This is a genomic window from Rhodococcus sp. NPDC060176 (assembly GCF_042728675.1).
Taxonomy (GTDB): Bacteria; Actinomycetota; Actinomycetes; order Mycobacteriales; family Mycobacteriaceae; genus Rhodococcus_F.
In genome coordinates this window covers 1,115,804-1,127,959 of the sequence record NZ_JBHWYS010000002.1, presented here as the reverse complement: position 1 = coordinate 1,127,959, position 12,156 = coordinate 1,115,804, and the positions used below count along the sequence as shown (strand labels likewise).

The 12,156-nt window shown below is 62.9% G+C and carries 9 protein-coding genes; 4 read left to right on the top strand and 5 right to left on the bottom strand.

All coding sequences use genetic code 11. The annotated features are described in order from the left end of the window. The first annotated feature begins 19 nt into the window (after window positions 1–19). The gene (locus tag ACFWEM_RS13650) at window positions 20–1,396 is read left to right on the top strand and encodes an MFS transporter (RefSeq protein ID WP_378534162.1); all 1,377 of its coding nucleotides are present in this window, start codon (window positions 20–22) and stop codon (window positions 1,394–1,396) included. Then, on the top strand, window positions 1,393–2,136 hold the full coding sequence (locus tag ACFWEM_RS13645; protein ID WP_378534160.1) for a 3-hydroxybutyrate dehydrogenase: 744 nt from the start codon (window positions 1,393–1,395) through the stop codon (window positions 2,134–2,136). Before ACFWEM_RS13650 ends, ACFWEM_RS13645 begins: the two co-directional genes overlap by 4 nt. A gap of 36 nt (window positions 2,137–2,172) precedes the next feature. Here ACFWEM_RS13645 and ACFWEM_RS13640 read toward each other — a convergent pair whose 3' ends face one another. From ACFWEM_RS13640 to ACFWEM_RS13630, 3 genes are all read right to left on the bottom strand, one after another. After that, window positions 2,173–3,054, bottom strand: coding sequence for an aldo/keto reductase (locus ACFWEM_RS13640; RefSeq protein WP_378534158.1), 882 nt, complete (start codon window positions 3,052–3,054; stop codon window positions 2,173–2,175). Window positions 3,055–3,156: 102 nt separating this feature from the next. Then, complete coding sequence (locus ACFWEM_RS13635) at window positions 3,157–3,693, bottom strand: hypothetical protein (RefSeq protein WP_378534156.1); 537 nt, start codon at window positions 3,691–3,693, stop codon at window positions 3,157–3,159. 17 nt (window positions 3,694–3,710) lie between these two features. Further along, window positions 3,711–4,652, bottom strand: a complete 942-nt coding sequence (locus tag ACFWEM_RS13630; RefSeq protein ID WP_378534154.1) for an oxygenase MpaB family protein — start codon at window positions 4,650–4,652, stop codon at window positions 3,711–3,713. Between the two features lie 104 nt (window positions 4,653–4,756). Between ACFWEM_RS13630 and ACFWEM_RS13625 the strand changes: the two genes are divergently transcribed. Then, window positions 4,757–5,326 carry a TetR/AcrR family transcriptional regulator gene (locus tag ACFWEM_RS13625; protein WP_378447667.1) on the top strand — a complete coding sequence of 190 codons (570 nt, stop codon included), beginning with the start codon at window positions 4,757–4,759 and terminating at the stop codon, window positions 5,324–5,326. Here ACFWEM_RS13625 and ACFWEM_RS13620 read toward each other — a convergent pair. Together ACFWEM_RS13620 and ACFWEM_RS13615 are read right to left on the bottom strand one after the other, a co-directional pair. Further along, on the bottom strand, window positions 5,313–6,104 hold the full coding sequence (locus tag ACFWEM_RS13620) for a DNA-formamidopyrimidine glycosylase family protein (RefSeq protein ID WP_378447666.1): 792 nt from the start codon (window positions 6,102–6,104) through the stop codon (window positions 5,313–5,315). The genes ACFWEM_RS13625 and ACFWEM_RS13620 overlap by 14 nt on opposite strands. 63 nt (window positions 6,105–6,167) lie before the next feature. Next, window positions 6,168–10,715: an ATP-dependent helicase gene (locus ACFWEM_RS13615; protein ID WP_378534152.1), complete on the bottom strand. Its 4,548-nt coding sequence runs from the start codon at window positions 10,713–10,715 to the stop codon at window positions 6,168–6,170. A gap of 106 nt (window positions 10,716–10,821) precedes the next feature. On the opposite strand from ACFWEM_RS13615, the gene ACFWEM_RS13610 reads away from it, so the two are divergent. After that, window positions 10,822–12,153, top strand: a complete 1,332-nt coding sequence (locus tag ACFWEM_RS13610) for an anaerobic C4-dicarboxylate transporter family protein (protein WP_378534150.1) — start codon at window positions 10,822–10,824, stop codon at window positions 12,151–12,153. The last annotated feature ends 3 nt before the right edge of the window (window positions 12,154–12,156 follow it).

The window sequence follows — 12,156 nt, the reverse complement described above, 5'->3', positions numbered from 1 at the left end:
GAAGACGAGGGAGTCCACGATGAGCGTCGACAACATGCCGAAGCCCGAAAGCCAAGCCCCACCATCGGGGCTGAAGAAGGTGGTCGGCGCCTCGATGGCAGGCACTGTGGTCGAGTGGTACGAGTTCTTTCTGTACGGCACTGCGGCCACGCTGGTCTTCAGCAAGGTCTTCTTTCCCGGCGGCGGCAATGAGCTGGATGCGATCATCGCGGCTTTCATCACCTACGCCGTCGGATTCGCCGCCCGGCCACTCGGTGGGATCGTCTTCGGATACTTCGGAGACAAGTTCGGCCGGAAGCAGTTGCTTCAGTTCAGTTTGCTGCTTGTCGGTGCCGCGACATTCCTGATGGGCTGTCTGCCCACCTACGGTCAGATCGGTTACTGGGCACCGGCACTACTGGTCACGCTGCGCTTCATTCAAGGATTTGCAGTGGGCGGTGAATGGGGTGGGGCGGTACTCCTTGTCGCCGAGCACAGCCCGAATCGATCTCGTGGGTTCTGGTCGTCCTGGCCTCAGGCCGGCGTGCCGATGGGCAACCTGGTCGCGACGGTTGTGCTGTTGATCCTGACGTCGACGCTCTCGGACGAATCGTTCATGAGTTGGGGTTGGCGCGTGGCCTTCTGGCTCTCCGCGGTCATCGTTCTGGTCGGGTACTACGTTCGGACCAAGGTCACCGACGCTCCCATCTTCATCGCGGCACAGAAGGAAGCAGAACTGGTCGAGGCAACCTCGTACAGTGTTTTCGAGGTGGTCAAGCGCTACCCGCGTGGAGTGCTGACCGCGATGGGCCTGCGTTTCGCCGAGAACGTCATGTACTACCTCGTGGTGACCTTCTCGATCACCTATCTCAAGGTCGTCGTCCATGCGGACACGGCGCACATTCTCTGGTGGATGCTGATGGCACACGCCGTACACTTCGCGGTGATCCCGTTGGTAGGCAAGCTGTCCGACACGATCGGTCGACGCCCGGTGTACATGATCGGCGCCGTCACAGCCGGAACGTGGGGATTCTTCGCCTTCCCGATGATGAACAGCGGGCACAACGCCGTCATCCTGTCGGCAATCATCATCGGACTTGTCTTCCACGCCTTCATGTACGCCGGACAACCCGCGATCATGGCCGAGATGTTCCCGACCCGGATGCGCTATTCCGGTGTCTCCCTGGGGTATCAGGTGACTTCGATCGTCGCCGGCTCACTGGCTCCGATCATCGCGACAGCACTACTGAGCAAGTTCGACTCCTCGGTCCCCATCGCGATCTATCTGCTGCTGGCCTCCCTGGTCACCATCGTCGCAGTCATTTTCGCGCGTGAGACCAAAGGAATCTCGCTCGAGTCCGTGGACGCCGCTGACGCCCGTGTTCTCGCCAACGAGCGGGCCGGTGTTCCCGCGTGACGCTCTCTGGCAAATCGGCACTGGTCACCGGTGGTGCGAGCGGGATCGGCGAGGCTTGTGTACGGATGCTCGCTGCCCGTGGCGCGCATGTGACCGTCGCTGATCTCGACGACGTCGCAGCGAAGGCGCTGGCCGAGGAGATCGACGGCACCGCATGGGCCGTCGATCTCCTCGACACCGACCAACTCGTGGATCTGGCGCTCGAGACGGACATCCTTGTCAACAATGCAGGTATTCAACGGGTCAGTCCCATCGAGGACTTCGACGTCGAGGACTTTCGGAAGATCCAGCGCCTCATGGTCGAAGCGCCGTTCCTCCTCGCTCGGTCCGTTCTGCCGTACATGTACCGCAACGGTTTCGGCCGCATCGTGAACATTTCCTCGGTCCACGGGCTCCGTGCTTCGGCATTCAAGAGTGCGTACGTCACGGCCAAGCACGGACTCGAAGGGTTGTCGAAAGTTGTTGCACTCGAGGGCGCCCCGCGCGGCGTCACCAGCAACTGCGTCAATCCTGGCTACGTCCTGACGCCCCTCGTGCAATCCCAGATTGCCGACCAGGCAAAGGTTCACGGCATCAGTGAATCCGAGGTTGTCGAGAAGGTGATGCTCACCGAGAGCGCGATCAAACGGATGGTCGAGCCTACGGAGGTGGCATCCCTGGTGGGATGGCTGACGTCGACCGAGGCGTCGATGGTGACGGGGGCGTCGTACACCATCGACGGTGGGTGGAGCGCCAGCTGAACCACTCAGGCTGCTGAGTTGTTCAGGCTGTCGGGTTCAGGCTTCGGGGATCTCGATTCCGAACTTCTCGCGGGTGATGACCTCGGGTTCGGGACCGCCGCGAACTCCGGTGTCGAGGGCGTCGATTGCGGAGAGTTCTTCGGCGGTGAGTTCGAAGTCGAACACGTCGAAGTTCTCCGCGATGCGCGAGGGAGTCACTGACTTGGGGATCACCTGGCGGCCTTGCTGAAGGTGCCAGCGCAGCATCACCTGCGCGGGAGACTTTCCGTGAGCGGACGCGATCGCTCCGATGGTGGCGTCTTCGAGAGTCGAGCCGTGCGAGCCGTCGCGGTAGAACGTGATTCCGCCGATCGGTGACCATGCCTGCGACAGAATGCCGTGATCGGCGTCGGCCTCGAGCAAGGCCGACTGCCTGAAGTACGGATGGACCTCGATCTGGTTCACCGCCGGCACGACGGACGTTGCGCCCAAGAGTCGGGTGAGGTGGTCCGGCATGAAGTTACTGACTCCGATGGCACGGACCTTGCCATCTGCCAGCAGAGTTTCCAGTGCCTTGTACGCGTCGATGGTGCGTTCGAACTCGCTCGGCAACGCCTGATGGAGGATGAGGAGGTCGAGTTGTTCGACACCGAGCTTGCCTGCGCTCTTGTCGAAGGCGTGCAGAGTCTCGTCGTATCCGTAGTCGGTGATCCAGACTTTCGTTTCCACGAAGATCTCGTCGCGATCGAGGCCGGATCGTCGGATCGCCTCACCGACGCCCTTCTCGTTGCCGTAGGCCGCAGCAGTGTCGATATGGCGATAACCCGTCGACAGCGCGGACTCGACGGCGGCGACTGTTTCGTCCGGCGGTGTCTGGTACACGCCGAAACCCAGCGCGGGGATGTCGACGCCGTTGTTCAGCAGACTCGGGATGCTCATGTCGTCCACGGTAGCGGCGGCCGGGGGTTCGGCGGGAGTGACTGCTCAGCCGGGTAACGGCAGTACCCCTTCAGGCCAGGGAATTCGCGATCGGGAGACTCGTCAATGAGTGAGCACTATCTTCAATCCGACGATCAGAGTTGCGACGGCGGCCAGGGCAAGGGCCGCGAGGTGTGTGTTGGTACCGACTTTCTCACCGTGAAGTCGGCTGATCACGTAACTGGTGGACCCGATGCGCAGGATCAAGACGATTTCCGCGATCAACTGCGCCGTCCGCGGTTCCAGGATGTTGAACCACGCCGTCGCGAGAATGACGACAGGAACGACCGCGGAGGTGAGGATCGGGACGGAATCGCGAAGCGAGTCGATTCTTTCCGCGGTGGTGAGGCGGCGGTCGTTGCGAATGCTCTCGCCGACGCTCTCGGCAAATGTGTGGGCGATGTATGTCGACAATGCCGTGCCAACCACGATCGCGGCGCCCAGCGATTCCTGAGATTTCGTCACCGGTATGAGTGCGGCGAGGACAAGAATGTTGCCGTAGATGTACGCGGTGGTTCTCGCCGCCACACGTTCTTGTCCCAGCGGCGAACCGTGAGACGTGATCGGCCGGTTCAGCAGGGTTCGCAGGTCCCACTCCATGCTCCGAGCATGGCAGATCAGACCCTCGGGCTGTAGTGCATCGGATTATCTCGCTGTTCGAGCGGGGGTAGATTGCGCGCCGGCGTGTGGACCAGTGGTGTGTCGGCGGGGATTCGGCCGCTCGCTCGATCCCATCCTGCGCGAGCGCGTGGCTGATACCGGTAACGCCACGGCACCAGACGGAAGACGGCGTTGACGGTGCGGCCGACAGCGTTGTGAATTTTCTGATCTCGGCTACCCCACGAGTAACCGAGAAGGTCGCGAACAGGTTGGTCGTACATGCCCACCGTGAGCCACACGAATCCGCGTGCGAGGGGAATCCGCGCGAGTCGCCACAACGGATCGGGAAGCCAGGTCATGTACGGGGGCTTTCCGAGGCCGGACAGGTCGAGGACGTCGCGGGTTGCCTTGTTGTCTTCGAGTACGTTGCGGCACATGTGGTCCCAGTACTCCTGAAATGCTTCCCAGGTCTCGGGAACCGGGCGCATGCTCATTCCGTACAGGCGATACCACTGAATGTGTTCGGTGAAGAGCTGTCGCTTCTGGGCCTCGGTCAAGCCACCGGAGAAGTTGTCGGCCGTGACGATGGTGCCCATGAAAAACGTTGCGTGTGCCCAGTAGAAGGTGTCGGGATCGAGGGCGTGGTATCGGCGCCCCAACTTGTCGACGCCCTTGATTCGCGTGTGATATCCGCGGACTTCTTCGGCTGTCTGCTGCGCGCGATCGCCGTCGAACACCACGCCCGCAATGGGATACAGCGAGCGGTACAGCCGTTCCCAGCGCTCGTCGAAGAACTGCGAGTGCTCCTCGACGCCGGCGCCGAGCCCTGGATGCATGTTCTGCATCGAACCGGCCCAGACGCCTTGGAGCATCCCGCGCCAGTCGCCGAAATACTTCCAGGTCAGGGAATCCGGACCGAGAGGAACCGGGGTGCTGCTGTCATCAAGTTGACTACGCATGTTGTCAGATTAGGATCGACAACAGCGGTAGTCAAGGATCGAATACCGGTTGAAATCGAATTCCGGTTGCATCGAAGAACAAGTGTCGGCGAAGTGGGGAAGTTGTGAGCATCGAAGAACGCAGGGCCACTCGAAAGGCGACGTTGTTCGACGTCGGAGTGACACTGCTCGGTGCGGTCGACGGTCCGGCCGTCAACGTGCGTGCGGTCTGCAAGGCCGCCGGTCTGACCGAGCGGTATTTCTACGAGAGTTTCACCGATCGTGATCAGTACGTCGTCGCGGTCCACACATTCGTTGCCGAGCGCGCGCAGTCGGCGCTTGCCGCGGCAGTGGAGTCGGAGACGACATCCGAGGCCGTCGCCACGGCTGCGGTCGACGCTTTCGTCAAGCTCATGGTCGACGATCCGGCTATGGGGCGAGTACTTCTGATCGCTCCGCTCTCCGAACCTGTCTTGAGTGGACGCGGTATCGAATCGATGCCGGCGTTCGTGGATCTGGTGTACGACCAGTTGTCCGAGATAGCTGATCCGGTGGACAAGCAATTGGTGGCAGTCGGACTGGTCGGGGCGTTGTTCACGCTGTTCATCGGTTACCTCGACGGCACGATCGTGGTAGACCGCGAACGATTTGTCCGCCACTGCGTCAGGCTGCTGATCAACGCTAATCAGGCGTGAACGGCTGGCACGCAGGGCAGAAGAAGATATTTCGCTCGGTGAGCTGATCCGGTCCCAGGGTGTCTTCTCTGATGCGGGTTCCGCATCGGCGGCACGGTTTTCCGCGCCTGCCGTACACCCATGTCTGCCTACCTGGACGGGTGTCGCCGGTCGTGACCCGGATGCGACGCGCCTTGTTGACGTTGATGGTGCGGAACGACAAGTCCACTATCGCGTCGAGATTTCCGGCGAGGCGCGTCGGTGTTTTCGGGTGAATGCCTCGTAGGAAGCAGATCTCGTTGCGGTACACGTTGCCCAGCCCGGCCATTACCCGCTGATCCAGGAGCGCAATTCCGATCGGTTCGGAGTCGGCAGCGCGAAGATTTTGGGCGGCCACGGAACTGTCCCAGTCGGGCCCGAGCAGGTCCGGTCCGAGATGCCCGACGGCCTCCTGTTCCTGCCCGAGTTCGAGGATCTCGGTAATTCCTAGTGAAAAGCCCACTGCTACAGAGTCTTCGGTGGCCAAGATGATGCGTGCTTGATGGGCGGGTCTGCGCCAGCGCTCGCCGGGGCGATAAATCTGCCACTGACCTTCCATTTTCAGATGCGTGTGAATTGACGCCTCGCCCACTCGGATCAGGAGATGCTTTCCGCGGCTGGCGACGGAATCCACGCGATGGCCCGACAGATCAACGGTGGCATAACGAGGAACGCGGACGTCGCAGGTGGTGAGTACCTTCTCGGCTAGGGCCGCTCGCAGTTCGTTGGCGGCCCGCCACACGGTATCGCCCTCAGGCATGGTCGTCGCTCCCACACTTCAGGATCTCAACTGCCACGATCTCAATCATCATGACCCCAATCCTCATGACCGCAACCGGAATCCGCGAGGGGTGGCCGCGAAGCCGGCTTCGACCAGGACCGGAGCGAAGTCGTTGCCGTGGATGGTCTCTCCGTCGACCTTCTCCACTACCAACTTGTCGATAGCGCGAGAAGTCACCTTCTGAGCGAGTGACAGTGCTGCCATGCGCAACGTTCCGCCGTCGTCGGTGAATGTCAGGATCGTGCGACCGCCGCGCTCGACGAACAGAACCAACTCACCCTCCACCAGAACTACCAATGCGCCGGCTTTTCGTCCGGGCCGGTGCCCAGGGGATTCCTCACCCCCCGACGCCGGCCACGGCAGCGCCGCGCCGTACGGGTTTGCCGGATCGCACGCCGCGAGAGTGACTGCAGCCGAAGAGGTGTGGCGTCCCTCGATGGAATCACCGAACGTGCGCAAGCGGTCCACCACGGGAGGCGTGGAGAACTGGGCGCCGCCCAAGGTGTCAACGAAGTATCCGCGTCGAGCGCGGCCGTTGTCCTCGAACGTGCTCAGTACCTTGTAGATCAACGCGAAGCCGCCCGGCACGTTCTCACTCATCACCGAACCGCGGGTGACCACGCCGTACCGTTCGAGCAACAGATCGGCCGTGGCGTGCGCCCGGATGGTCGGATCCGGTTCGACGGCTGGCAGTTGGAACCACCGACCGGAGGCAGTTGCCGGTCCGGTGCGAGCGGGCGTGGAAGCGCGGGCCATTCCGCGGTACGGACGGGCCCGCGGAACACGGCGAGGTGATCGGTGACTGGTTGTTGTTCTAGCGGTGTCGGAGAGAAGTGCGCGAAGCGGTGCGACGGTGTCGTTTCCGATGTGTCCCAGCCACACCAACTCCCACAGTGCCGTCGTCACCGCGCTGTCGACCGTGTCCGCAGCCGACTCCGTAGTTCGCAACGCGTCGACCAACTGTCGGAAGAAGTAGGCACCGCCGCCGGACAACAGGTCGAGGATGCGCTTCTGCAACTCCGAGACGTCGGTGTCGGCGGGCGAATTGAGCGTGATCGGTGCCAGGTCGGCGGGGTGCAGCACTACCCACCCGTCCTTGCCGGAGATTGCTCCGGATCCGGACCACAGGACTTCACCGGTGGACGTGAGTTCGTCCAACATCGCGGGAGAGTAGTCGGCGACACGACTCGGCAGGATCAACGATTCGAGAGCCGACGCCGGAATCGGAACGCCGGCGAGTTGATCGACCACCGTTGCAACACCGTCGATTCCGCGAAGCGTGCCGCCCACGTGCTGCCAGCTGGGAAGGAATCGTCCGAGCGTTGCGGTACTGACCGGCTCGACCTCTTGGCGTGCAGCGGCGAGCGAGCGGCGGCGTAGGCGGCGCAGGACCTCGGCGTCGCACCATTCGCTCCCGGTTGCATACGGGCGGAATTCGCCTTCGAGGACCCGCTTTTCGAGTGCGAGTCGACCGAGAACGTCACGTGCGACGGAAACACCGATACCGAACCGTGCGGCAGCGTCGGCGAGGGTGAAGGGGCCGTGGGTGCGGGCATAACGGCTCAAGAGATCGTCGAGAGGTTGATCGACCGGCTCGATGAACGCGGCGGGAACGCCGATCGGTAGGGGAACGCCGAGTCCGTCGCGAAGGCGCGCGGCGTCTTCGACGACGGTCCACCAGCTCTCGCCCGCATACGAGACGTGGAGGGCACGTTTGTCGGCGACCAACTTCTCGAGCCACGAGAGCGGGTCCTCGAGACAGCGATCGGTGACTTCTTCGGTGGTCAGCGGGCCGAGCATGCGCAGGAGGTCGGCAACACCCTCGAGGTCCTTGGCCTTGCGGTCAGGGACGAGCCGTTGCAGCTCGTTTTCGGCCTGCTCGATCACTCCGGCGTCGAGTAGCTCGCGCAGTTCGACGCGCCCCAGCAGTTCGGCCAACAGCGTGGAGTCCAGCGACAGTGCGGCAGCGCGTCGCTCGGCGAGGGGACTGTCGCCCTCGTACATGAATGCGCCCACATAGTTGAACAGGAGCGCACTCGCGAACGGAGACGGCGAGGCCGTCTCCACCTCGACGATCCGGATCTGCCGTTTCTCGATCTTGCCGAACAGTTCCTTCAGTGCAGGCAGGTCGTAGACGTCCTGCAAACACTCCCGCACCGTCTCGAGCAGGATCGGGAATGTCGGGAACTTGCGGGCGACGTCCAGCAGTTGTGCTGACCGCTGACGCTGCTGCCACAGCGGTGCACGTTTTCCGGGGTTGCGGCGCGGGAGAAGTAGTGCGCGGGCGGCACATTCGCGGAATCGAGAAGCGAACAGCGCGGAGCCGCCCACCTCCTGGGTGACCAGATCTTCGATGTCTTCGACGTCGAAGGTGAACAGTTCGGCGCCGGGAGGTTCGTTCTCGGTGTCCGGGAGCCGGATGATGATGCCGTCGTCGGAGGCCGTCGGGCTGGAATCGACCCCGTATCGTTCATGGAGGCGTGCGCCGATCGCGAGCGCCCACGGCGCGTGAACCCGTTGGCCGTACGGGGAATGCAGCACCAGACGCCAGTCACCGAGTTCGTCGCGGAAACGCTCGACCACCAGCGTCCGATCCGACGGCACCTGACCGGTGGCATTCTTCTGCTCGCCGACGAGTTGAATCAGATTGTTGGTGGCATTGTGATCGAGCCCGCCGACTCGGCAACGCTCGACGACGTCGGCCTCGTTACCGAGGGCCGTCTCGCGGACGAACTGTCCCAACGCCTGCCCGAGTTCGGCAGGGCGGCCGAGTCCGTCGCCGTGCCAGAAGGGCAAACGACCCGGCATGCCGTAGGCGGGGCTGACCAGAACCCGATCGAAGGTGATCTCCTCGATCCGCCAACTGGTAGCGCCGAGCGCGAAGACGTCGCCGACCCGGGACTCGTAGACCATTTCCTCGTCGAGTTCGCCGACGCGTGACGCTTTCTCGCCCACCATGTAGACGGTGAAGAGGCCGCGGTCGGGGATGGCGCCGCCGGAAGTGACGGCCAAACGCTGCGAACCCGGGCGCCCCGTCAGAGTATTGGACTCACGATCCCACACCAGGCGCGGACGTAATTCGGCGAACTCGTCCGAGGGGTACCGCCCGGCGAGCAGATCCAGAGTCGACTCGTACGCCGAACGGGGAAGCGTTGCAAAGGAACCGCTTCGGCGCACGGTCTCGAACCAGTCGTCGACGTCGATCGGTTCGAGTGCGGTGGCCGCAACAGTTTGCTGGGCGAGGATGTCGAGGGGATTGGCCGGAACGGCCATCGCTTCGATCTTGCCTTCGACCATGCGCTCGACCGTCACCGCGCAATGAATCAGGTCGGTGCGATGCTTGGGGAAGACAACGCCTCGCGATATCTCACCGACCTGGTGGCCGGCGCGACCGACACGTTGCAGCCCGCTGGCAACCGAAGGCGGTGCCTCGACCTGAATGACCAAGTCGACGGCGCCCATGTCGATTCCGAGTTCGAGACTGCTGGTGGCGACGACGCATCGCAATCGACCCGATTTGAGGTCGTCTTCGATGAGGGCGCGCTGGTCCTTGCTGACCGATCCGTGGTGGGCGCGAGCAAGGAGAGGTTCCGCGCCGTAGTTGACCTCGGTGGGAGCCCCGATCTGCGCGGGTGGTCGTGGCAACTTGTCGAGGACGAGGCCGGCGCGCTCGGCATGAATTTCGTTGAGTCTGGCCGTCAATCGTTCTGCGAGGCGGCGAGAGTTGGCGAACACGATGGATGATCGGTGATCGAGAACGAGGTCGACGATCTGTTCCTCGACGTGGGGCCAGATCGAACCGGCTTGCGGGGTGGGGGATTCGGAACCCTCGGCCGGCGTCGCAATACCCAATTCCGTCATGTCCTCGACGGGAACACGGACGGTGAGGTCGAAGGTCTTGGCGGCAGGCGGCGCCACGATCCGGATGGGTGCCGAACCAGCGAGGAAGCGCCCGACCTCCTCGTGCGGACGAACCGTGGCCGACAATCCGATGCGCTGCGCCGGACGGTCGAGCAAGCCGTCCAGACGTTCCAGGGAGAGCGCAAGGTGTGAACCCCGCTTGGTACCCGCCACCGCGTGAACCTCGTCGACGATCACGGTGTCGACGCCGACCAGTGTTTCCCGGGCAGCGGAGGTGAGCATCAGGAACAACGACTCAGGCGTGGTGATCAGGATGTCCGGAGGCCGCTTGATCAAAGAGCGCCGATCGGCCTGGGAAGTGTCACCGGAACGGACACCGACGGTGATCTCGGGCGGAGTGAGGCCCAGACGCTTCGCAGTCTGTGCGATGCCGACCAGCGGTGCGCGAAGGTTTCGTTCGACGTCCACACCCAGCGCTTTGAGCGGCGAGATGTAGAGGACTTTGGTGGTGCGTTCGCCCTCGTCCTTGGCTGCGAGCTGATCGAGCGCCCAGAGAAAGGCGGACAATGTCTTGCCGGAGCCGGTGGGTGCGACGACAAGTGTGTGAGAGCCACTCGCGATGGATTCCCAGGCACCGAGCTGCGCAGCGGTGGGAGCGCTGAAAGCACCGCCGAACCACTCGCGTGTTGCGGGCGAGAATCTGTCGAGGACATTGGTCACGACCACCATATTGCCCCTTCCCACCGACAGCGTGTTCGTGCCCGCAGCCGAAGTGCAGAGCATACTATTTGCCCTGTTATAGCGATTCTCTTGTTATCGAGAAGGCGAGTGCCTGATGGAAGCAGTCAAGATTGTCCTCGAGCTGGCGGTAGTGCTCGGGGCGATTGTCATGGGTACCAGATCGAGCGGTGTCGCTCTCGGTCTGTGGGGCGGCGCGGGTGTTGCCGTCCTCGTGTTCGTCTTCGGAGAGGACGTCGGCAGTCCGCCGGTCGACGCTCTACTCATCGTCCTGTCCGTCGTTCTCGCGTCGTCGATGATGCAAGCGGCCGGTGGTATCGACTGGATGGTCACCATCGCAGCCAAACTGATCGAATCCCGACCGAAACAGATCACGCTGATCGCGCCGTTGGTGTCGTTCCTGTTCTCGGTCGGTGCCGGTACGTCCAACATCCTCTACCCGCTGCTTCCCGTCATCTACGACGTCTCGTACAAGAACGGTGTGCGGCCGTCACGGCCGCTGTCGCTGTCAGTCGTCTCCACCGGCGTGGCGTTGGCGTGTAGCCCGGTGTCAGCGGCGATGGCGGCCATGGTCACGCTCACCGATGTCGCGCCCTACGATTTCGAACTCATCGACATCATCAAGATCACCTTCCCGGCGGCCGTGGTCGGCATCGTCCTCTCGTCCATCGCGGTCAACCGCCTGGGCAAGGACCTCGACGACGACCCGGAGATACAGGCGAAGTTGAAGTCGGGCGAGTTGGCGGGACCGGGTGCAGCGTCCAAGACCGAACTCGTCTCGACGAAGACCGGACGAAACGCGGCACTGATCTTCCTGGCCGGCGTTCTGGCCATCGTGATCTTCGGTCTGTTCAAGGGAATTCGCCCCGAGGCCGCCGACGGCACTCCGATGGGGATGACACCGATCATCGAGATGCTGATGTTCGTCGTGGGTACGTTGATCCTGTTGGTGTGCCGCCCGAATGTCGCCGACGTGCCGTCCTCGACAGTGTTCCGTGCCGGTATGGTCTCGGCCATCGCGTTGTTCGGTCTGGCATGGCTGACGGACACGTTCATCAGCGCCCATTCCGAGCTGATCACGAGCACTGTCGGCGACTGGGTCAACGCCGCTCCGTGGATCTTCGCGCTCGGTGTTTTCCTGGTCTGTGTACTGACGACCAGTCAGTCGACAGCGACCAGGACCATTGTGCCGATCGGTCTCGCAGCGGGGATCGCACCCGGCCTCGTGAGCGGCATGTGGGCCGGAGCGTTTGCCGGCGTCTATCTGTTGCCGACTAACGGTTCTCAGATCGCGGCTGCGAACTTCGACCTCTCCGGCAGCACGAAGCTCGGTTCCAAGCTTGTCGACCACTCGTTCTTCCTGCCGACCATCATCTTGGCCGTCACGACGATTGCGGCCGGCGCGTTGTTCGGAGTGGTACTCGGCTGACTA